Origin of the sequence: Streptomyces sp. NPDC002669, assembly GCF_042889165.1 — a bacterium.
Taxonomy (GTDB): Bacteria; Actinomycetota; Actinomycetes; order Streptomycetales; family Streptomycetaceae; genus Streptomyces.
This window is the reverse complement of record NZ_JBIAQQ010000022.1, coordinates 1-20,944: the sequence shown is the minus strand read 5'-3', so window position 1 is coordinate 20,944 and position 20,944 is coordinate 1. Positions and strand designations below refer to the sequence as shown.

Here is a 20,944-nt window from a genome sequence, read left to right as displayed (position 1 = left end):
CACGGGTTTGTCCAGCGGCGTGGTCCACAGAGAGTCCGTCAGTCATAGAGGTGTCGAAGCCGCTGCTCTCGTCGTGAGAGAGGGCAGCCACACGCGAGTGTCAGTCGTTCAGGCCCCACTTGGGCGGGAACCAGGCACTGACCGGCTTGACATCGAAGCGATAGGACTGCTTGATGCGGCTGCGGCCACTAATGCCAGCGATCTCGGGGTGCGCGACCCTGGCGTACTTGTCGACTTCGCAGAACAGATTCTGACAGTCGATCAGTTGGAGGGGGCGTCCCTTGAGCCCGTGAAAGGGGAGTTCGAGGCGCGTGAAGTGCTCCTCCTGCGTGTCGGCCATGTAGCGGATGACATCGGCTTCGATGCCGTCGGCTCTGCGGCCGAAGCACTTACGAATGCCGTCACGGGCACCGGGACCGGGCATGACGAAGTCCATCTCGGAGAACGGCATTTGCGAGGCGTAGTTCAGGTCGATGGTGAACTGGTAGGCGAGAAACGGCCCGAGTGCCGGGTAGTTGATCAGCACTTCGTATGCATCGCGCATCGTGGCGGCGTCCATGACACGGGCTGGCGCCCCTGTGGTCATCATCATCTCCAGCAGCCGCAGGTGGTTGCGGTGCTTACGTCCCTCCCCCAGCTGCGGCGGAGGGACAATGTAGGCAGCCGAGTACAGCCTCTCGCCCTTAGCGAACGCCGCGGACAGGACTTCGTCGTAGGCGCGGTAGTCGTAGGTGTCCCAGCGGACCTCTCCGAGTTCCCTGTTCAGCAACTGCCAGGTCGAGTTCTTGTTGAAAATCTTGAACAACAAGGTCCGGAAGAACACCTCGCTCCACTCCTGGGAACCTTGGTAGATCACTCCGGAGATCAGGCTCTGGCTTACGCGGTCGGCCGCGCGGTAGCAGTTGGTGAAGCGGTACTGCGCCAGAATCGGGTCTTGTGTCCACGGCTGGGGTCGACCGGTCAGTCGGGCTTCGTAAACCGCTTGCCGGGCTGAAGCAAAACGCCAGTAGCTGTCGAACACTGGTGTCGGCTGCAGTGTCCGGCCCGATACCCGCACCACCCCGGGAGCAGTGCCATTAGGGCCAGGCGCATGACGGTCTTGCAGCAGCATCACCATAGGGCGCAATATATATTCGATATGTGTTAGCTGTCACCAAGGGGGACCGGTGGACTTGCTGTGTCAGCAGCAGCGCCATGTGACGTCGGTGAGCTGGCCCGTGGACGTCGACACCAGAGTCAACGTCCTGGTCCGCGCGGCCGCTGCGGCTGGTGAACGCACCTCCCGAGCAGAGCTGTTGGCCGCCCTGGTGTCGGCAGTCGAGGTTGATCCCCAGCATCTTGCCGATCTCCTGCACAGATACCGCCGCCTGCCTTCGGACGCATTCGCAGCTGACGAAGACCGAGACGACCTTCCTCTGGTACGCCCACCTGGTCCGCGCCGGATGGCCCGCCCTTTCTAACGAGCAGCTTCAGCCGAGGTCACATCGTTCAGCCAAGAGCTGGCACCTGGACGGGCCTGGTGCGGGGCCTTGACCCAAGGCCGGGTAGTTAACGTTTTCGCAGGTCATGTGCGCCAGTTGAAAGATTTCCGACGCAAGAGCAACGGAGCTCGTTGGTACAGGCAGTCGTCCAAGACAGCTTGTACTCGAGGAGCTCCGTTGCCGTTTCATCATGTCCTGCCGGCCTCGGTGATGGCCATCACCCGTACGGTCACAGTGGCCGCGGGCCGGTTCGCACCCGGGCATCTGGGCGAGCTGACGCCCGTCGTGCCGTTCGAACTCATCGACGCGGTCCTGACGGAGACCCGCTCGGTGCAGAGACGACTGCGCGATCTTCCTTCGCGGATCGGGATCTACTTCCTGCTCGCGATGTGTCTGTTCCCTGAAGTCGGCTACCGGCTGGTCTGGGACAAGCTGACGGCCGGGCTGGCCGAAGTGCCGGTGGCCTCCCCGACGCCGAAGGCCCTGCGTGATCTGCGCCGACGACTGGGCAGTGCGCCGGTGCGGGCGTTATTCGAGGTTCTCGCGGGGCCTCTGGCACGGCCGACGACACCCGGTGTGCGGTTCGGGCCGTACCGGACTGTGTCATTCGACGGCTGCAGTTCGCAGAAGGTCCCCGACTCCGGGCGAAACAGGGCCTGGCTGGGGCGAACCTCCCATCACGGCTATCCCACACTGGAGTTGATGACGCTGGTCGAGACCGGGACACGGGCCCTGATCGGCGCAGTGTTCGGACCCACCGCCAAGGGCGAGACCAGCTATGCCTCGCGCCTACTGCATCTGCTGCGGCCGGACATGCTCGTCCTGTGGGACAAGGGCTTCGACGGCAACGACTTCCTCGCTTCCGTCACCGCGACCCGCGCCCAGTTCCTGGGCCGACTCCGCAGCAACCGGCGTACCCCCGTCCTGACACGTCTCGCCGACGGCTCATACCTGTCGGTGATCGCCGCCGTGAAGGTACGTGTGATCGACGCGAACATCACGGTGACCTGCACGGACGGCACCGTTTTCACCGGCTCCTACAGGCTGGTCACCACTCTGACCGACGCCCGCCGATACCCGGCGGCCGCGCTGGTGAGCCTCTACCACCAGCGATGGGAACACGAATCTGCGTACTACGCGCTCCGCCACACGATCACGAACGGGCGCGTCCTGCGCTCGGGCGACCCGGCCGGCGTCGAACAGGAGATGTGGGCCCTTCTCACCCTCTACCAGGCCCTGCGCACCATGATGGTCGAGGCCGCCGAGTCGCTGCCCGGCACCGATCCGGACCGCTGCTGCTTCACCATCGCGCTCCAGACCGCCCGCGACCAGGTCGTCCAGGCCGCCGCCGTCATCACCGACCCCGCCGATGTCGGCCGCGTCGGGCTGATCGGGCACCGGATCCCGGCCCGTCTCCTGCCGCCCCGACGGCAGCGCGTCAGCACCCGCAAGGTCAAGTCACCGATGTCCCGTTACAGCACCCGCCATGACGACGGCAGGCCCGACACCAGCCGCACGATCCCCGGTCTCGACATCAGCGTCCTCGAACCTCGCGAACCGCACCCTCAACTCCCCGCCATCTCCCGCGACGACCGGCACACAGCCCTCGCCGAGCGCCGACGTCACCGGATCCTGGGCCTGCTCGAGGAAGACCCCACCCGCCTCTGGCGCCCCCGTGACATCGCTTCCCACTTCGGCGACATCACCATGGAGACCATGTATCGGCAGCTCTCCAGATGGGCCGAGACCGGCCTCATCCACAAACTTGGCCCCGGCCTCTACGCCGCCACTGCATGGACCCCAACACCCCTTGCGCGACCTGCGAAAACGTTAACTACCCGGCCTTGGGGCAAGCCCCATGCGAAACTTCACCGTCAAGCTCCACACACTTCTCACGGGTACGGTCGAGTAGCTGAAGCGCGGGAGTCTTGTTTTTCGTGTAAGCCCTGGCGGCCTTCTCTCTCGTGGCGCGTTGGATCAAGGCATGCTCGGTGGCGGCCCGTCGGCCCGCCCCGCGTTTGTGTGCCAACTCGCCGCCGCCACGGGCCATCGGTCAGGGACCCACTCCGTGCCGACCAAGATCCGGGCCATACGCGGACCAACCGCCTACAGCCAGGCCGAATCATGGCCGTTTCCGCTGGTCAGCAGCCACACGGGGCGTGTACCACCAGCACTCGAAGAACCTCCTCGTGTCGTACTCGCCGAAGAAGCTGGGCTTCTTCTAGACGCACGGAAAAAGGCGCCTGACCTGGGTTTTCACCCGTCGGGCGCCTTTCACCGAGTCCGCTCTCGACCGAGCCGCTTGCACGCCGACTCCCAGTTCATCCCACAGCCACCCCCTCCTGACCAGTACTCCCGGACCAGCCACGGACCAAATCCCCTCTTCAGCCCTCAAGTGCTTCACCTTGACCGACGCGCTGTCACTCGTTCATGCAGCCTTTTCCCACCTCACGCTGATGCGTGGTGGAGGACGAGTACTGTCCGGACGATCGCGGTGATGCGGTTGGTACTGCAGCGGAGTTTCTGTAGGAGTCGCCGGCTCTTCAGGACCGCCATGGTCTGCTCGACCAGGCAGCGGATCTTGACGTGACTGCTGTTGCGCCGGCGCTTCCACCACTGAAGCCGACGGCCTCGGAACGGGACGCGGATGGAGTGGCCGGCTCCCTGGTACGCGTTGTCCGCCCAGCACTTCAACTCGGCCGCGGCGAGCGCTTCGATGATCCCGTGGGTCCGTGCGGCGGTCAGGTCGGGGGCGGACCCGGGCAGGGCGGGGGACGCCCACACCAGTCGGCCGAACAGATCGGTGAGGGCCTGGAACCTTCATGCCGTGGCGATTGTGTTTCCCGGAGTAGTACTGGGTGTCGGCGGCGCTCCGGTCGATCGGCAGGAGGGTGCCGTCCAGGATCACGAACGCCTTGGTCCGGAGGGTCTTCATCGCCTCGGCCAGCAGGGGCGAGGGCGGCCAGGACGTCGATGACCTCGCGTCTGTAGCGGTGGACCGTCGCGATGCCGATGCGGAACCCGGCGGCGAACCGGTCCTGCTGGGCCGGCACCGCACTGCTCGACCAGGTCGCTGCCGGCCATCCGGCCATCCGCAAGGTGTGGGCCGACGGCGGAGACCGCCGGCACCTCGTCGAGCATGCCGCCACCCTCGGCACCGACACGGAGATCACCGCCCGCAAGCCCGGGAGCAGGGGCTTCACCCCGGTCCCGAAGCGGTGGGCGGTCGAGCGGACCTGCGGTCGGCCCGTGACCACGAAACCTTGCCCACCCGCTCCGAAGCCGTGATCCACATTGCCGTGACCGACCTCATGGTCCGCCGCCTCACCAGCGAGAACACCATCTCCTGGCACGACCCGGAGAAAGCCACAGAATATCCCATACACGGATAAAGTATCGAACGAAAACGACCTCTCAGAGCGTCGGACGGCGGCCCGGGGCCGGTTCCCACGAGAAGGGACCGTCCGGCCCTCCCCGCCGCCATGCCCGGGACGAGAATGGGAAGTGCGGGAGAGGAGGTCCCCGATGTCTTGCCCGCCTGGCTCCCCTCGCACCGTCAGCGACGTCATGAGCCATACCGCCGTCGCGGTCGGCCATGACGCGTCCTACAAAGAAATCGTCACCCTCATGGCCGAATGGAAGGTGAGCGCCCTGCCCGTCCTCGAAGGGGAAGGACGTGTGGTCGGAGTCGTGTCCGAGGCCGATCTCCTGCCCAAGGAGGAGTTCCGGCACGACGATCCCCGATCCGGCCGATTCGCGCAGGCGGCCAAGGCGCGGGCCCTGCGGGCCGGCGAACTCATGTCGAGTCCGGCCGTGACCGTCCATCCGGACGCCACACTCGCCGAGGCGGCACGGATCATGGCCACGCGGAAGGTGAAGCGCCTGCCCGTGGTGAACGGTCTCGGCATGTTGGAGGGGGTCGTCAGCCGCGGCGACCTTCTCAAGGTGTTCCTTCGCACGGACGACGAGATCGAGAAGGAGATCCGCCGCTGCGTACTCGGCGGACCCGCTGCTGCGGAGGGGCTGGACGTCTCGGTGCTGGACGGGGTCGCCGTCCTTCGGGGGACGCTCGCCGACCGCTCGCTGGTACCGCTCCTGGCCCGCGCCGTGCGGGCCGTGGAGGGTGTCGTGGACGTCCGGATGGAACTCGGCGCCCACGAGGAGGCCCCATGACGGACAATCCTTGTGGGGGCGGTTACGTGCCCATCGACCGCAGGGATCACCATGACCGATCTGACGGCAACCGGTACTCCCACCCGGGTATTTCTCGTGGACGACCACGAAGTGGTGCGGCGAGGTCTCCGTGACCTGATCGACGACGAGCCCGACATGCGGGTGGTGGGCGAGGCGTCCACTGCGGCCCAGGCTCTGGCCAGGGGGCCTGCCCTGCGGCCGGACGTGGCCGTCCTCGACGTTCGGCTGCCCGACGGCGACGGGGTCACCGTGTGCCGGGAACTGCGCTCCGGGATGCCCGGGCTGGCATGCCTGATGCTGACCTCGTTCGACGACGAGGACGCGCTCCTGGACGCGATCATGGCGGGGGCGGCGGGGTACGTCCTCAAGCAGATCAAGGGCTCCGATCTCGTCTCGGCGGTGCGCACCGTGGCGACCGGGCAGTCGATGCTCGATCCGGCCACCACCTCCCGGCTCATGCGCTCCCTTCGGGAGCCCGAGGCTGCGAAGCCCCCGGAGGACGAACGCCTCGCCGCATTGTCCGGGCGCGAGCGTTCGGTCCTGGAACTCATCGGCGAGGGGCTCACCAACCGGCAGATCGCCAAACGGCTCTATCTGTCGGAAAAGACGGTCAAGAACCACATCTCGCGGCTGCTCGGGAAGCTGGGAGTGGAACGGCGGGTGCAAGCGGCCGTGATCGCCGCACAGGCCCACGAACACGATGCCCCTGAGCACGACGCCGAGGAGGGCTAGGGTCCTTCCTTCCCGTCCGGCACCAGGGGGACGCGCCATTCGAGCATGGTGCCGCCGCGAGGTCCGGCCCGGGGGAGAACGGACAGCGAACCGCCCAGTCGCCCGGCCCGCTCGGAGAGGTTGCGCAGGCCCCGGTCGGTCCGGCTCCGCGGGATACCCACTCCGTCGTCACTCACCGTCACGACCAGGTTCCCCTTCCCTGCGAGGACGGCGACCTCAGCCGCACCCGCACCGGCGTGCCGAGCCACATTGGTGAGCGCCTCACCGATCACCGCGACGACGGCGTCGGCCACCTCGACCGGCACGTCCGTGTCCAGCAGCCCCTCCATGCGCAGGGCAGGGGTGAACCCGAGAGCCGGCACGGCCGAGTCCACCGCCGAGACGATGCGGCTCCTGAGCTTCGGCGCGGTGCTGGGATCGTCGTGTTCCCGGAGGCCGAAGATGGTCGACCGAATGATCTTGATCGTGGCGTCCAGGTCGTCGATCGCCCGGGTCAGCCGGTCCATCGCCTCCGGATGCTCGACGAAACGCCGAGCACTCTGCAGTGTCATGCCGGTTGCGAAGAGCCGCTGGATCGCCAGGTCGTGCAGGTCGCGGGCGATTCGGTCGTGGTCCTCCAGGAGGGCCGCCTGTTCGGCGTCGCGGCGGCGGGCGGCCAGTTCGAGGGCCAGGGCCGCCTGTCCGGCGAATCCGGGAAGGGCGGCAGTCTCGGCGTCCGTGAAGGGCGTCCGTCCGCCGCGCCGGGCGAGGAGCAGCACGCCGCTCAGCCGCTCCTTGGTGGCCACCGTGACCGCCACCGCCGGGCCGAAGCCCTTCCAGCATTCCGGCCGTGCCGTCACCCGCTCGTCGCTCCCGACGTCCGCCACCGCGACCAGTCCCTCCCCCTGTGCCAGGACGACAGCCGCCAGGGTGCCCTCGCCGCCCGGCAGGGCGAGGTCCCGGTGGAGGTCGGCATCCTCGCCCCGGGCCAGCGCGCCCCGCAGCTCACCGACCGTGCCCACCGGGTAAAAGATCCCCGTGTCGGCGCCGACGATGTCCACCGCCTGCTCCAGCATCCCGCCCAGGGCCTCGGTCTCCTCCGTACCGGAGAGCAGGGCGCTGGTGAAGTCGGAGCTCGCGGCGAGCCATCGCTGCCGGCGCCGGCCCTCCTCGTACAGCCGTGCGTTCTCGATCGCGATGCCGGCGGCGCCGGCCAGGGTGGCCACGACGGCCTCGTCCTCGGCGTCGAAGTCGGCTCCTCCGCGCTTCTCCGTGAGGTAGAGGTTGCCGAAGACCTCGTCGCGAACCCTGATGGGAACACCGAGGAACGAGTGCATCGGCGGATGGTGCACCGGGAAACCGTACGAGGCGGGATGTTCGGACAGCTCGGGCAGGCGCAGCGGCTCCGGGTTGCGGATCAGTTCGCCGAGAATGCCGTGTCCCGACGGCAGGTCCCCGATCTGCCGTCGCAGATCGTCGTCGATGCCCACGGGGAGGAATGCGGAGAGCTTCCGGTCCTCGCCGATGACGCCCAACGCCCCGTACTCGGCATCGACCAGGGTCACCGCGGCCCGGACGATGCCGTGCAGTACCTGAGGCAGGTCGAGTTCACGGCCTACGGACATGACGGCCGCGAGCAGCCCGTTGAGACGGTCCCTGGTGCCCCGCGCCTCGTCGATGCGGACCTGGAGCTCGTCGAGCAGCTCGTCGAGCCGGAATCGTGGCAGCCGTGTGTCCGCGGATCCAGCTCTTTCCCGAACCATCGGAGCCTCCGGTCTCGTCCGGCACGCACGGCATCTGCCCCACCCGGTTTCACGGTAGTCCGGATGCCCCGGCCGTTCCTGCCGGGCCCGTTCACCGGAACGCTGTCCGGACGAGTCGCGCCGCGAGGAATCCGACCGGTGCGCAGGCGGCGGCAATGCCAGTGGCCGCCCAGCCGAGTGGTTCGGTCTCCAGGACCAAGCTCAGGAACGGGACGTACAGGGCTGCGGCGGCCAGGAGTGCGGAGGCCAGGACCGCGAGGGGGAGAAACGGGTTCCTGCCGGTCAGCAGTCTGGCGCGCAGTCCCAGGACGACGCCGAGCTGCGCGGCAAGCAGGGCGAGAAACAGGACGCTCTGCCAAGGGAGGTCCAGCGTCCGGGCGGCGAGGGCCGCGCCGAGCGTGGCGGTCGTGACGACGGCGGCGAGGAGAAGCAGGCGCTGCCAGGCCCCGCCGCCGAGAATGTGCTGGTCCGGCGGTCGTGGTGGTCGTCGCATCGTGCCCGGGGACGCCGGCTCGGCCCCCATGGCGACGCCGGTGAGGCCGTGCGTCAGCAGGTTGATCCACAGGATCTGGCCGGCCCGGAGGGGAAGCGGCAGTCCGAGCAGTGGTCCGATCAGCATGACCAGGATCTCGGCGGCGCCACCGGCCGCCCCGTAGACCAGGAAGCGGCGGATGTTGTCGTAGACGCGCCGCCCCTCCTCCACGGCCGTCACGACCGTCGAGAGTTCGTCGTCCGTGAGAACGAGATCCGCCGCCTGCCGCGCCACCTCGGTGCCTCGTTCCCCCATGGCGACGCCGATGTCGGCCCGGTGGAGGGCGGGGCCGTCGTTCACGCCGTCGCCGGTCATGGCGGTCACCGCGCCGCGTGCGCGCCACGCCTCCACGATGTCCAGCTTCTGCTGGGGGTCGGTGCGGGCGAAGACCCGGACGGTGGTGAGGTCGGCCACGCGCCCTGCGGCCACGTCCGCGCCGGTGACGACCCGGCCGTCGGCCTCGGCACCCTCGCCCAGAAGTGCGACCCGGTCCGCCACCGCCCGTGCCGTCGCCGGATGGTCACCCGTGATGAGGACGGGGGTGATGCCGGCCGCGCGGCAGGAGGCGAGCGTCCGGGCGGCGTGCGGCTTCGGGGGGTCGCTCAGCGCCACCAGGCCGAGGAGTTCGAGCCCCGACTCCGCAGCGGTGCACGGTTCCGGCAGGTCGTCCCGTACGCCCGACGCCACGGCGAGCACGCGATGGCCCCGCGCGGCGAGCCTCGCCGCCCTGCTGCGGGCTCGTGCGACGGTGTCGGGAGGCGCATCGAGTACGCCCGGGACCAGTACGGCTTCGGGGGCCCCTTTCAGGCAGACGAGCACCCGGCCCTGTTCGGCCGCGTGCAGGGTGGTCATGCGTTTGCGCAGGCTGTCGAAGGGGGCTTCGCCGGTCCGGGGGAAGGTCGCCGCCAGTTCCGCCGGCTGGGGGCAGCCCGCCCTGGCCGCCGCCGTGAGCAGGGCGGCTTCCATGGGGTCGCCCAGTGCTGTCCAGCGGCCGTCGGGAGTCGTGGCGTCCGGTGGGCGCAGGGTGGCGTCGTTGCACAGGGCCGCCGCCGTCAGCAGTTTCCGCACGGGGGCGAGTTCCTCCTCGCCCGCCGGTCTCCCCGCGACCAGTACCTCCCCCGTGGGCTCGTGGCCGACGCCCGTGAATTCGGCGCTCGTCCACGGTGTCCATACGTACTCGACGGCCATGCGCCCCTCCGTGAGGGTGCCGGTCTTGTCGGTGGCCAGGACAGACACCGAGCCGAGCGTCTCCACCGCCGGCAGCCGCCTCACCAGGGCGTGCCGGGCGGCCATGCGCCGGGCCCCCAGGGCGAGGGCGAGGGTGACGACGGCGGGAAGGGATTCGGGAACGGCGGCCACGGCCAGACTGATGGCGGTGACCGCCATCGTGCCGGGGGGCAGGCCGCGCACCAGGCCGAGAGCGAGGACCAGCGCGCACAGGGCGAGTGTCACGGCGGCCAGGACGCGCCCGAGGGAGGCGAGCCGGCGTTGCAGTGGGGTCGGCTCGTGACGGTCGTCGAGGAGGGCTGCGATGCGGCCGAGCGCGCTGGCGGCACCCGTCGCCGTGACGGTGGCCACGCCCCGACCCCGTACGACGACCGTGCCCGCGCCCAGTGCGGCTCCGGCGGCCTTGTCCACGGGGGCCGATTCCCCGGTGAGCACGGACTCGTCCAGCAGGAGGGCCGACGCCTCCGCGAGTTCGGCGTCGGCCGCGACGATGTCTCCCTCGCCCAGGACGAGTACGTCGCCCGGAACGATCCCGGAGGCCGGAAGGTCGCGGACGACTCCGCCGCGCCGCACGCGCGCGTGCGGCGCGCTCAGGGCCGAGAGGGCGGCGACGGCGTTGTCCGCGCGGATCTCCTGCGCGACGCCGACGGTCGTGTTCACGACGACGACCAGGGCGATGACGATCGCGTCGGGATGGTCGCCGATCGCCAGGGTCAGCACGACGGCCCCGATCAGCACCATGATCAGCGGATCGCGCAGTTGGGCGAGCACCCGGCTGTGGAGCCGCACCGGTTTTCCGGCGGCCACCTCGTTGGGCCCGGTGTCGGCGAGCCGTCGGGCGGCTTCCGCCTCGGTGAGACCCGCTGCCGAGGTGCCGGACGGAAGTGCCCGAGCGGCTGCCGGCTTCGGCATCGCTCTCTCACCCGGCAGGAGCGGGAACGGTGATCACGGGACATCGGGCGCGGTGCAGCAGCCCGTGGACGACGGAACCGACCCGCATCCCGGTGTAGCCGCCCCGGCCCCGACGCCCGACGACGACGGCCAGGGCGTGCTCGGCGGCTTCCGCGAGCGTCTCGACGGGCGAGCCGACGAGCACTTCGTGGGTGATCCGGACGTCGGGGTACTTCCCCGCCCAGCCCGCGGTGGTCTCCGCGAGCAGACGGCGCTCGGTGTGGAACAGCGTGTCGTTCCTGTGCAGGGAGAACACGGGCGGCTGCCAGACCGCGACGGCACGCAACGCGCAGTGTCTGAGGTCCGCCTCCTCGAAGGCCAGGGCCAGGGCCGCCCGGGAGGACTCGCTGCCGTCGACACCGACGACGAGGTAGGACGGATCCTGTGTGCTGTGTTCCGCGTCGCCCACGACGACGACGGGGCACCGTGCCTGCGCGGTGACGGGGACGACCAGGGAGCCGGCGCTCAGGAACTCCTCGGTGCGGCTGAGGTGGCGGGAGCCGAGGACGACCATGGCGGCCTCCTGTGACAGTCCGGCCATCACCGCGGCCGGGGACCCGCCGAGGAGCACGGAGCCGATGTCCACCTCCGGTTGCCGGGCCCGTGCCCAGTCGGCCGCGGCTCGCAACGTGTCCTTCCCCGCCTGGGTCCGTGCCCGGTGCCCGGGAGTTTCGCCGTCGCGCCGTGTGTCGTGCGGCGGCGGTATGGCGACGACGAGCCGGAGCGCCAGTCGGCGCCGATGGGCCTCATCGGCTGCCCAGGCCAGGGGAAGGTGCCCGTCGCGCACGGGGTCGATACCGACGACGATGCCTCGGCGCTCCGCTCCGGAGGTCATGATGTGCTCCCTTCTCCGGGCCCGCGCCCGGGAACGGGCTCCACTGGGCGGTGGGCGTGCCGCAGCCGGGCGGGAGCCGGTCCCAGGTGTCCGGGGCCGACCACGGTTCCTCGTCGGTCCACCGGATTGTTCCCACCCTCGCACCCGGCCTGCGGGGTCCAGAGGGCCGCTGGGGGCACAGGTGGGGCCAAAGGTCCCATGGGGGCGGCGGGGAACGGGCCGAGGACCGGTCGGGCCGGTGGAAGGACCGTTCGGCCCCTCGCGGACGCCCGGCGGACGGTGGACGGTGGGGAACACGGGGCGGTCCACCGCGACGACGCGAACAGGAGGCCCGCGATGAAGCACGTGAAGGTCGGCGACCTGATGACCGACAACGTGGTCTCCGTCCTCCCGGAGACGACGTTCCGGGAGATGGCGAAGCTGCTCGCCGAGCACGGCATCAGCGGGCTGCCCGTCGTGGACGAGGACGATCATGTCGTCGGGGTGGTCTCCGGGAGCGATCTCCTGGCCCGGCGGGCGCTCACCGCCCGGGAGCTGATGACCGCGCCGGCCGTCACGGTGCACGCCGAGGAGGCCGGGGCGGACGCCGCCCGGCTGATGGTGCGCCGCGGGGTGGAGCGCCTGCCCGTGGTCGACGAGGAGGAACGGCTGGTGGGCATCGTGACCCGCCGCGATCTGCTCTGCGTCTTCCTCCGCCCGGACACGGAGATCCGGCGACGCATACGGGAGGAGGTCCTCGCGGATGCCGCCGATCCGCCCGAGGACGCGGTGGACGTGCACGTACTGGACGGGGTGGTGACCCTCGTCGGGCAGGTCCGGCGACGGAGCCGGGCCGTACTGCTCCTGCGGCTCGCCGAGCGCGTGGAGGGAGTCGTCGCCGTCGTGGACCGGCTGTCCGCCCGCGAGGACGACACCCGCCTCACCCCGTCCACGCGCCCGGTGCACGACTTCTCCGGGTGAGCGACCGCGCCCGGAGAGGACGAATCGTGTCCGGTAGCTCTCCGCCCCGTCCGCTCGTGACCTCGTTGGTCGAGGACGCCGTCACGGCGCCGTCGATCCGGGGGCGAACGGTCACAGCCGGAACCACCGCTCCTCCCCCGATGCGACGGTGGCCCGTCGTCCTCCCGGCAGCACGACGGCGAGCGCCCCCCTGGGCGAGGCGGGGACCCGTATCCCCAGACGGCCGGGCAGCATCCGCAGCCGTACACCGCGGTGACCGCCGCAGCAGAGGGTGAAGGCGAACCTGGGAAGCTCCCGCAACGCCACCGGTGCCACCCGCAACCCGTCCGGTCCCGCCTCCAGGCCGGTGATCCCTCGCTCGACCAGGTCGACCGTGCCTGCCATGGCCCCGAGGTGGATGCCCTCCCCCGTCGTGCCGCCCTGGACGTCCGCCACGTCGGCGACCAGCGCTTCCTCGCAGTACGGCCAGGCGTCGGGGCCCTTCTGACGGGTCAGCACCCAGCCGTGGACGAGGCTGCTGAGGGTCGAACCGTGGCTGGTGCGCCGCAGGTGGTGGGAGACGGTGGCCCGCCAGATCCCGTCGTCCAGCCGGTACCCGAGCCGGGTGAACAGTTCGGACAGCTCCTCGGGCCGGAAGAGGTGGCCGAGCATGAGGGTGTCGGCCTGCTTCGACGCCTGGTAGCGGTTGACGGTGTCGCCCTCGGCCTCCAGGATGCGGTCGAGCCGACGGATGTCCCCGTAACGTGCCCGGTACGCCTCCCAGTCGAGCTCCGCCAGTTCCCCATAGCCCTCGAACTGGCTCACGACGCCCTGGTGGAACGGCACATGGAGGCGGCGGGACACATCGTCCCAGTGGTCGAGTTCCCCGTCGTCGAGCAGGAGTCGCTCGCGCAGCTCCGCCCGCCGTGCGGCGGGCAGTCCGTCCAGCAGGTCGAGGCCACGGGCGAGCACCCAGGCGGCGGTCACGTTCGTGTAGGCGTTGTCGTCGATGCCCGGAGCCGTCGCGCCCGGATAGGCGTCGTGGTACTCGTCGGGCCCGACCACCCCACGGATGCGGTAGCGGCCCGAGGCCGGGTCGAGGGTGGCGGAACCGGCCCAGTACCGGGCGACCTCCAGCAGGATCTCGGCGCCCTCGGCATGCAGGAAGCCGTGGTCCCCGGTGGCCTGCGCGTACTTCCAGACGTTGTACGCGACGGCCGATCCGACATGCCTCTGGAGCCGGGAGCGGTCGGGCAGCCAGCGTCCGGACCTCGGGTTGAGGTGGATCTCCGGCGTCTCCTCCCTCCCCGAGCTTCCGCTCTGCCAGGGGTACATGGCGCCCTGCTGCCCGGCGTGGCGGGCCGCCGCGCGGGCGGCCGGCAACCTGCGATGGCGGTACATGAGCAGGGCCCTGGCCACCTCGGGAAAGTGGAGGTCGAGGTAGGGCAGGACGAAGAGTTCGTCCCAGAAGACGTGTCCCCGGTACGCCTCCCCGTGCAGGCCGCGGGCCGGAACGCCCACATCGAGCTCCGCCGTGTGCGGGGAGAGCGTCTGCAGCAGATGGAACAGATGCAGCCGCAGGATGTGGCCCGCTTCTCCCGGTACGTGCAGTTCGCCCTCCTCCCAGAGCCGCTGCCAGGCGGCCCGGTGCGTGGCGAGCAACGCAGGGAACGCCGGTGCGCGGGTGACGGTCCCGACGGCCTCGGTGAGGGGGTCGCCCGGGGGGCGGTCCAGCGACGTGCGCAGGGCCATGGTCTTCTCCACGCTCGCCGAACGGCCCCTGCCCAGGGGCAGACGGTACGTCTGGACGGTGCCGGTCGGTGTGGTGATCGCCCGGACCGGGCACTCGGGGCGGGTTTCGGTACGTACGGCCAGGGCGATCAGGTGGCCCGGGTCGCTCGTGCGGCAGGACAGGAAGGCCGTCCCGTCGGACTCGAAACCACTGCGGTGGCCGAGGAGGTGGCGGCTCTCCAGGTGGCGGTAGCGCTCGACGCCGGCGTTGGTGACGGCGCCGTCCAGGGCTGCCTCGACCTCGACGGCACCGGTCCACCCGTACGCGTGGAAGGTGGTGAGCTGGGCCGCGAGCCCGGGGTCTCCCATGTGCACGATCCGCAGGTGGCCGACCCGCAGACCACCCCCCTGGGCGTCCTGGAAGAAGAGGCGCCGGGTGAGGACGCCCCGGCCCGGGTCGAGCTGTACGCCGTAATGGCGCAGTTGCGCGGAGTCCGGGGTGAGCCAGTCTCCCGGGGGGCTGTCGTCCGGGAGGCAGCGATAGCGCAGCAGCGTCCAGTTCGGCAGGTTGACGAGGTCCTCGTTCTCGACCTGCTCGCCGGCGACGAGGGAGGTGCGCCGGTCGTAGCAGCCGGCGAGGTAGGTGCCCGGGTAGTGGAATGCGTCGGCGGTGCACTCCGGCGCGGAACCGCGGGTGGCGAACCTGCCGTTGCCGAGTGTGCAGAGCGCTTCCACCAGCCGTTCCCGAGCCGGGTCGTATTCGTCGTACCGCCAGATCCGTGCCGTGGTCATGGACGCACCCCCCACACCGCCTCCAGCAGTTCCGCGAGGTCGGCGACGACCATGTCGGCGCCCTGTTCCCGCAGCGCTGCGGTGTGGTGCCGGTCGAGGGTGCGATCGAGGCCGACGACGAGCCCGAAGCGTCCGGCGCGGGCCGCCGAGACTCCGGCGAGCGCGTCCTCGACGGCCGCGCAGTCCTTGGGGCGGGTGGCGAGGAGACCGGCGGCGTGCAGGAAGAGCGCGGGGTCCGGTTTTCCGGCGAGGCCGAGCCGGGCGATGTCCTCGCCGTCGACGACGACGGTGAGGAGCCGGTCGAGTCCGGCGGTGGTGAGCAGTGCCCGGGCGTGCCGGGACGCCGACACCGCCGCGCACGGCACGCCGAGGGAGCGCAGGGCGGTGAGTGCCCGCCCGGCGTCCTCGAAGGGGATGACCGGTTTCCTGCGCAGGGTGTCCTGGAACGCCTGTTCCTTGAGGGCTGCCACGGCCCGGACCGTGTCGCAGCCGGGAGGGTCGTCGGGTTCGCCGGAGGGAAGGCTGATGCCCCGGGCCGTCAGGAACGCCCGGGCCCCGTCGTACCGGGACTTGCCGTCGACGAACCGGCGGTACTCGACGTCGGCGTCGAACGGCTTCCCGCTCCGCTCCCCGGGGGTCCACTCCATGAGGCAGGCGTCGAACGCGGCCTTCCACGCCGCCGCGTGGACGGCGGCGGAGGCGAGCAGCACGCCGTCGGTGTCGAGGACGACGCCCCGCGGCCGCGGGAAGCCGGCACGGCCGTTCATCCGGCGCCCGCGAAGCGCGCGGTCTCGACGGCCGTGTGCTGCGGACCGCCGAGCACGACCTTGATCGCCCCGGTCCCCGCGGCGCGGCCGAAGACGTCGTACGCCTCCTCCATCTGCCCGAGTTCGAACCGGTGGGTGATCAGTTCCCCGGCGGGAAGCCGGCCGGCCGCCATCATGCGCAGCAGCATGGGCGTCGATGTCGTGTCGACGAGTCCGGTGGTGATGGTGACGTCCTTGATCCACAGGTCTTCGAGGTGGAGGGCCGCCGGTCCGCCGTGGACACCGATGTTGGCGACCCGGCCCCCCGGCCGGACCATCCGCGTGCACATCTCGAAGGTCTCCGGGACTCCCACGGCCTCCATCACGACATCGGCGCCCAGGCCGTCGGTCAGGTCGGCCACGAGCTGCTCCGGTCCTTCCCCCGCCGTCGCGGTGGCGTCGGCACCCAGGCTGCGGGCGGCGGCGAGGCGGGACTCCGACAGGTCCACGGCCACGATCCGTCCCGGGCTGTAGAGGCGCGCCGTGACGATCGCGGCGAGACCGATGGGCCCCGCGCCGACCACGACGACCGTGTCCCCCGGCCGCACGCCGCCGTTGAGGACACCGACCTCGTAGGCGGTGGGAAAGATGTCGGCCAGGAGCACGGCGTCGAAGCTGTCGACCGCGTCGGGAAGGGGGTGGACGGACAGGTCGGCGAAGGGCACTCGGACGTACTCCGCCTGTGTCCCGTCGACGGTGTGTCCGAGGACCCAGCCTCCCCCGCCCCGGCACTGCCCGTAGCGGCGCTCGCGGCAGAACGGGCAACGCCCGCAGGGGGAGACGCAGGAGATCAGGACACGGTCGCCCGGTCGTACCGTGCGGACGTCGCCGCCCGCCTCGACCACCGTGCCCACCGCCTCGTGGCCGAGGACGCGACCGGGCTCGACCGCCGGCACGTCCCCCTTGACGATGTGCAGGTCGGTGCCGCAGATGGTGACCGCGTCGACACGGACGATCGCGTCGGACGCGGCCTCGATGCCGGGGTCCGGCACGTCCTGCCGCGCGATGCCGCCGGCCCCCTGGAACACCAGAGCCTTCATGACAGCCGCCTTCCCTTGGCGTCCGTGGGGTTCGTCCCACCGAGCCCACCCTCAGGCTGCCGCCGTGCCCGGACGGTGTGCATGGGCCGGTCGGCCCCCAGGAGGACCCTCTCGGGCCCATGCCGCGCCGTCCCGGAGGGGGTGAGGGTGGATGCGGACCGGTACGACCGGCCCGGGTGACGAAGGAGGGCCCGCCATGTCCGAGGCAGTCCCGAGCCCGGTGGCCGCCGTGCCGCGTCCTGCCCTGCTCAGCTTCCTGGGCGGGGTGGGAACGGTCACCGGCAGCAAGTTCCTGGTCGAGAGCGACCACGCGCGGCGCCTTCTCGACTGCGGTCTCTTCCAGGGTTTCGCAAACCTTCGCCGACGCAACTGGGAGCCCCTGGGCCGTGCCGCCGCCGATGTCCGCGCCGTGGTCGTCACCCACGCCCACCTGGACCACTGCGGTCATCTTCCACGCCTGGTCCGGCAGGGCTTCCGCGGGCCGATCCTTGCCAGCGCCCACACCGCCCGGCTCGCCGGGATCGTGCTGCGCGACAGCGCCGGGCTCCAGCTGGAGGCCGCCCGGCACGCCGACGAACACGGCTGGTCGAAACACCGCCCCGCGAAGCCGCTGTACGACGAAACCGACGTCGACAAGACCTTGTCGTTCTTCGATCCGGTCCCGTTGGACGAGGACGTCGGGATCATGGCGGGCATCCGGCTGATGCTGCACCGCGGCGGGCACATCCTCGGCTCGTCCTGGGTCGGCCTCACCCTGGAGGACGGACACACGCTGGCCGTCTCCGGCGATCTCGGGCGCCCCGGTCACCCGCTGCTGCTGCCCCCGGAACCGTTCTCGGGAGCCGACGTGCTGCTTCTGGAGTCGACGTACGGGGACCGTCGGCACGACCCGGAATCGGGGCGGTCGGCCTTCGCCTCCGTGATCGCGCGTGCCCTCGCCCGCGGCGGGACCGTCGTGATCCCCGCCTTCGCGATCGACCGCACCGAGGTCGTCCTGCACGAACTGACCGGACTGCGCGAGAGCGGCATGCTGCCCCGGTCGGTGCCCGTGTACGTGGACAGCCCCATGGCCCTGGCCGCGCTCGACGTGTACCGCGATGCCGTGCGCGAGCGGTCCCCGGAGCTGCGGCCCGAGATCCTGACCCGGGGAGAGGCCGCGTTGAGTCCGGCACCCTTCCTCGCCGCCCGGACGGTTCAGGAGTCCATCGACATCAACAGCGGGCCAGGCCCCGCCGTCATCGTCTCCTCCGCCGGCATGGCCACTGGCGGCCGGGTCCTGCACCACCTGCGCCGGTTGCTCCCGGACCCGCGCAATGCCGTGGTCGTGGTGGGATTCGCCGCGGCGGGCACCCGGGCGCGGGATCTGGTCGACGGTGCTCGCGTGCTGAAGATGTTCGGCGAGTACGTGCCCGTACGGGCCGAGGTCACCGACGTACCGCACTTCTCCGCCCACGCCGACGCGGGGCAGGTCATCGACTGGCTCCGAGGTGCCCCCGCCCCTCGCACCACGTACCTGGTGCACGGCGAACCGGCCGCGTCCGAGGCCCTGCGCGACCGCATCGATCACGAACTGGGCTGGACGGCCGTCGTGCCCCGCTCGGGTGAGGCCGTTCTGGTCCGCTGACCCGGGCCCTTCGGCCCCTCGGTGTGACCTGCGCGGCCCTCCCGGCCTCCGTGCCTCCCACGAGAGGCTGTGGGAGAAGGGCCGGCCGGTCGTCGGTCCGGAACCCGGCTCGTGCCCGACGAAGGAGACAGCCATGGCCCCCCGGCCGTTCACCGTCGCCGACGTGATGACCAAGAAGGTCGTCGCCGTCCGGCCCGGCGCGGAATTCAAGGAGATCGCCGCCACCATGGAACGGTGGAAGGTGACCGCGCTCCCCGTGGTCGAGGGGGAGGGCCGTGTCGTCGGAGTCGTGTCCGAGGCGGACCTGATTCTCAAGGAGGAGTTCCACGACCATCGCCTCGGCCTCATCGAGCAGCTGCGGAGGCCCGACGCCACCGCGAAGGCCGGTTCCGACCGGGCCGAGGACCTGATGACCTCGCCCGCGGTCACCGTCGGTCCCGGAGCCCCGCTGCCGCAGGCCGCCCGGCTGATGGCCACCCGACGCGTCAAACGGCTGCCGGTCGTCGACGCCCACGGCACTCTCCAGGGCATCGTGAGCCGTGCCGACCTGCTCAAGGTCTTCCTCCGTCCGGACGAGGAACTCGCCACCGAGGTCCGTCGCGATGTCATCGCGCAGGTGTTCCCCCTGTCCCGCAACCGGGTCGACGTCCGCGCCGAGGCCGGTGTCGTCACCCTGACCGGCAACGTGCGCGACAGCACGCTCGTCCCGGTCGCGACTCGGCTGGCGCGGGCTGTCGAAGGGGTGGTGGACGTACGATGCGAGCTCACCGCGGACGCCGACGCGTAGCCGGGGCGCGCCGTCCCCGGGGCGTCCCCGAAGTGACGTCCACCGACCTGTACGAGGTCACCATGGCGCTCTCGTACCTGCGGGAGGGCATGCGGGCACCGGCCACGTTCAGCCTTTTCGTGCGCGCCCTGCCCCCGAGGCGCGGGTTCCTGGTCGCCGCGGGGCTGGAACCGGCACTCGACTGCCTCTCCCGCTTCAGAGTGGGCCGTTCGGACGCGGAGCAGTTCGCGGAAGCGATGCGGCGCCCCGCGGCGGACCTCGAACCGTTGTGCGACCTCTCTTTCGGCGGTCAAGTCCGGGCCGTGCCGGAGGGCCGGATCGTCCTCCCCGGTGAACCGCTGCTCGAGGTCACCGCCCCGCTGCCGCAGGCCCAGTTGGTGGAGACGTACCTGCTGTCCCTGCTGTGCCACCAGACGGCGGTCGCCTCCAAGGCGGCCCGGTGTGTGCTGGCCGCCGCCGGGCGGCCCCTGGTGGACTTCTCGCTGCGCCGGACCCACGGGCCCGAGGCGGGCATGCAGGCGGCACGGCTGTGCGCCCTGGTCGGGTTCGCGGGCACCAGCAACGTCGCCGCCGCATGCCGGTACGGCATTCCCGCCGTCGGCACGATGGCCCACTCGTACATCGAGAGCTTCCCTTCGGAGGAGGAGGCGTTTTGTGCCTTCTCCCGCACCCATCCGGGGCCGGTGACCTTCCTGGTCGACACGTACGACACCGATCGCGGAGTGGCCACGGCCGCGCGCGTGTTCACGGCCCTCGGGCTCGGGAGGGGGTGCGCGATCCGGCTCGACAGCGGCGATCTGGGCGATCTGGCCCGCCGGGCCCGTACCGCACTCGACGCGGCCGGGCTGGCCGATGTCCGCATCATCGCGAGCGGCGGCCTGGACGAGTACGGCGTCGACCGGTTCGTGAGGGAGGGTGCGCCGATCGACGCCTACGCCGTCGGCACGAAGGTCGGCACGGCCGCCGACGCCCCCTACCTGGACGCGGCGTACAAACTCGTCGAGTACGACGGCCGGCCCGTCATGAAGCTCTCGTCCGCCAAGGTCACCGCGCCGGGTCCGAAGCAGGTCTTCCGCGGCCCGGGGCTCCGGGACGTGATCGGCCTGGCCGACGAGACACCGCCCGAGGGGACGGAGCCGCTGCTGCGGACCGTGATGCGCGGCGGACTCCGGACGGAGCCCCCCGACACCCCGGCGGCCGCCCGTGCCCGCTTCGAGGCCGACCTCTCGGCCCTGCCGGAGAAAGCGCGGCGCATCGCGGCCCCGATGGCGCCCGCACCCGCGGTGTCGGCCCGGCTGACCGCCCTGACGGCCACCGTCCGGCACCGGATCGCCGAAAGGACCGGAGCCGCACCACAGAACGGCAACGGGCGTCCCCGGGGACCGGTCGGCCCTCCTCCCGCCTCCGGGGGCCGATCATGAGAGGTGGCAGCCATGGGACCGAGGCACGGGAAAGGGGACCGGGGATGAGGCACCGAAGTGTCGCCGAGCTGATGACGCCCACGGCCGTCAGTGTCGTGCCGGGCACGCCC

14 protein-coding genes and 2 pseudogenes are annotated in these 20,944 nt (G+C 70.9%); 8 read left to right on the top strand and 8 right to left on the bottom strand.

The genetic code is table 11. The annotated features are described in order from the left end of the window. Window positions 1-100: 100 nt before the first annotated feature. Entirely contained in the window at window positions 101-1,117 is a 1,017-nt protein-coding gene (locus ACFYW1_RS27805) for a nucleotide kinase domain-containing protein (protein WP_388998828.1), read from the bottom strand. Between the two features lie 541 nt (window positions 1,118-1,658). On the opposite strand from ACFYW1_RS27805, the gene ACFYW1_RS27800 reads away from it, so the two are divergent. Next, a complete protein-coding gene (locus ACFYW1_RS27800) occupies window positions 1,659-3,728 on the top strand; it encodes an IS4 family transposase (RefSeq protein ID WP_388998825.1) in 2,070 nt (689 codons plus the stop codon). Between the two features lie 201 nt (window positions 3,729-3,929). Here the strand turns inward: ACFYW1_RS27800 and ACFYW1_RS27795 are convergent. Further along, window positions 3,930-4,516, bottom strand: a pseudogene (locus tag ACFYW1_RS27795) (transposase family protein); the annotation flags it as partial. Window positions 4,517-4,526: 10 nt separating this feature from the next. On the opposite strand from ACFYW1_RS27795, the pseudogene ACFYW1_RS27790 reads away from it, so the two are divergent. From ACFYW1_RS27790 to ACFYW1_RS27780, 3 genes and pseudogenes are all read left to right on the top strand, one after another. Next, a pseudogene (locus ACFYW1_RS27790) lies at window positions 4,527-4,873 on the top strand (IS5/IS1182 family transposase); the annotation flags it as partial. 175 nt (window positions 4,874-5,048) lie between these two features. Next, window positions 5,049-5,654 (top strand): CBS domain-containing protein, encoded by a 606-nt coding sequence (locus ACFYW1_RS27785; RefSeq protein ID WP_388998822.1) that lies wholly within the window; start codon window positions 5,049-5,051, stop codon window positions 5,652-5,654. Between the two features lie 51 nt (window positions 5,655-5,705). Beyond that, entirely contained in the window at window positions 5,706-6,407 is a 702-nt protein-coding gene (locus ACFYW1_RS27780; protein WP_388998819.1) for a response regulator, read from the top strand. Here the strand turns inward: ACFYW1_RS27780 and ACFYW1_RS27775 are convergent. The 3 genes from ACFYW1_RS27775 to ACFYW1_RS27765 all read right to left on the bottom strand — a co-directional run bounded on the left by ACFYW1_RS27775 (window position 6,404) and on the right by ACFYW1_RS27765 (window position 11,694). Then, entirely contained in the window at window positions 6,404-8,149 is a 1,746-nt protein-coding gene (locus ACFYW1_RS27775; RefSeq protein ID WP_388998816.1) for a GAF domain-containing protein, read from the bottom strand. The two genes, ACFYW1_RS27780 and ACFYW1_RS27775, sit on opposite strands and share 4 nt — an antisense overlap. Before the next feature lie 91 nt (window positions 8,150-8,240). Then, on the bottom strand, window positions 8,241-10,820 hold the full coding sequence (locus ACFYW1_RS27770) for a cation-translocating P-type ATPase (RefSeq protein WP_388998813.1): 2,580 nt from the start codon (window positions 10,818-10,820) through the stop codon (window positions 8,241-8,243). A 7-nt stretch (window positions 10,821-10,827) separates the two neighbouring features. Then, complete coding sequence (locus ACFYW1_RS27765) at window positions 10,828-11,694, bottom strand: universal stress protein (RefSeq protein ID WP_388998810.1); 867 nt, start codon at window positions 11,692-11,694, stop codon at window positions 10,828-10,830. A 336-nt stretch (window positions 11,695-12,030) separates the two neighbouring features. Here ACFYW1_RS27765 and ACFYW1_RS27760 point away from each other — a divergent pair, with 336 nt between their 5' ends. Continuing rightward, window positions 12,031-12,654, top strand: a complete 624-nt coding sequence (locus ACFYW1_RS27760; RefSeq protein ID WP_388998807.1) for a CBS domain-containing protein — start codon at window positions 12,031-12,033, stop codon at window positions 12,652-12,654. 111 nt (window positions 12,655-12,765) lie between these two features. On the opposite strand, the gene ACFYW1_RS27755 is transcribed toward ACFYW1_RS27760, so the two are convergent. Genes ACFYW1_RS27755 through ACFYW1_RS27745 form a run of 3 tightly spaced genes read right to left on the bottom strand, consistent with a single transcriptional unit; the run spans window position 12,766 to window position 17,002 of the window. Further along, window positions 12,766-15,156, bottom strand: coding sequence for a glycoside hydrolase family 65 protein (locus ACFYW1_RS27755; RefSeq protein ID WP_388998804.1), 2,391 nt, complete (start codon window positions 15,154-15,156; stop codon window positions 12,766-12,768). Beyond that, window positions 15,153-15,923 (bottom strand): HAD family hydrolase, encoded by a 771-nt coding sequence (locus ACFYW1_RS27750; protein WP_388998801.1) that lies wholly within the window; start codon window positions 15,921-15,923, stop codon window positions 15,153-15,155. The genes ACFYW1_RS27755 and ACFYW1_RS27750 overlap by 4 nt, the downstream gene beginning before the upstream one ends. Beyond that, window positions 15,920-17,002: a zinc-dependent alcohol dehydrogenase family protein gene (locus ACFYW1_RS27745; protein WP_388998798.1), complete on the bottom strand. Its 1,083-nt coding sequence runs from the start codon at window positions 17,000-17,002 to the stop codon at window positions 15,920-15,922. Before ACFYW1_RS27745 ends, ACFYW1_RS27750 begins: the two co-directional genes overlap by 4 nt. 196 nt (window positions 17,003-17,198) lie before the next feature. Between ACFYW1_RS27745 and ACFYW1_RS27740 the strand changes: the two genes are divergently transcribed. From ACFYW1_RS27740 to ACFYW1_RS27730, 3 genes are all read left to right on the top strand, one after another. Next, complete coding sequence (locus tag ACFYW1_RS27740) at window positions 17,199-18,626, top strand: MBL fold metallo-hydrolase RNA specificity domain-containing protein (protein ID WP_388998795.1); 1,428 nt, start codon at window positions 17,199-17,201, stop codon at window positions 18,624-18,626. Between the two features lie 133 nt (window positions 18,627-18,759). Then, on the top strand, window positions 18,760-19,413 hold the full coding sequence (locus tag ACFYW1_RS27735) for a CBS domain-containing protein (RefSeq protein ID WP_388998792.1): 654 nt from the start codon (window positions 18,760-18,762) through the stop codon (window positions 19,411-19,413). After that, a complete protein-coding gene (locus tag ACFYW1_RS27730) occupies window positions 19,383-20,834 on the top strand; it encodes a nicotinate phosphoribosyltransferase (RefSeq protein WP_388998789.1) in 1,452 nt (483 codons plus the stop codon). The genes ACFYW1_RS27735 and ACFYW1_RS27730 overlap by 31 nt, the downstream gene beginning before the upstream one ends. The last annotated feature ends 110 nt before the right edge of the window (window positions 20,835-20,944 follow it).

Bases quoted from the DNA above. Each gene is read 5' to 3' on its own strand.
- ACFYW1_RS27805 (WP_388998828.1), bottom strand. From the start codon at position 1,117: ATGGTGATGCTGCTGCAAGACCGTCATGCGCCTGGCCCTAATGGCACT.
- ACFYW1_RS27785 (WP_388998822.1), top strand. From the start codon at position 5,049: ATGAGCCATACCGCCGTCGCGGTCGGCCATGACGCGTCCTACAAAGAA.
- ACFYW1_RS27780 (WP_388998819.1), top strand. From the start codon at position 5,706: ATGACCGATCTGACGGCAACCGGTACTCCCACCCGGGTATTTCTCGTG.
- ACFYW1_RS27775 (WP_388998816.1), bottom strand. From the start codon at position 8,149: ATGGTTCGGGAAAGAGCTGGATCCGCGGACACACGGCTGCCACGATTC.
- ACFYW1_RS27770 (WP_388998813.1), bottom strand. From the start codon at position 10,820: ATGCCGAAGCCGGCAGCCGCTCGGGCACTTCCGTCCGGCACCTCGGCA.
- ACFYW1_RS27765 (WP_388998810.1), bottom strand. From the start codon at position 11,694: ATGACCTCCGGAGCGGAGCGCCGAGGCATCGTCGTCGGTATCGACCCC.
- ACFYW1_RS27760 (WP_388998807.1), top strand. From the start codon at position 12,031: ATGAAGCACGTGAAGGTCGGCGACCTGATGACCGACAACGTGGTCTCC.
- ACFYW1_RS27755 (WP_388998804.1), bottom strand. From the start codon at position 15,156: ATGACCACGGCACGGATCTGGCGGTACGACGAATACGACCCGGCTCGG.
- ACFYW1_RS27750 (WP_388998801.1), bottom strand. From the start codon at position 15,923: ATGAACGGCCGTGCCGGCTTCCCGCGGCCGCGGGGCGTCGTCCTCGAC.
- ACFYW1_RS27745 (WP_388998798.1), bottom strand. From the start codon at position 17,002: ATGAAGGCTCTGGTGTTCCAGGGGGCCGGCGGCATCGCGCGGCAGGAC.
- ACFYW1_RS27740 (WP_388998795.1), top strand. From the start codon at position 17,199: ATGTCCGAGGCAGTCCCGAGCCCGGTGGCCGCCGTGCCGCGTCCTGCC.
- ACFYW1_RS27735 (WP_388998792.1), top strand. From the start codon at position 18,760: ATGGCCCCCCGGCCGTTCACCGTCGCCGACGTGATGACCAAGAAGGTC.
- ACFYW1_RS27730 (WP_388998789.1), top strand. From the start codon at position 19,383: ATGCGAGCTCACCGCGGACGCCGACGCGTAGCCGGGGCGCGCCGTCCC.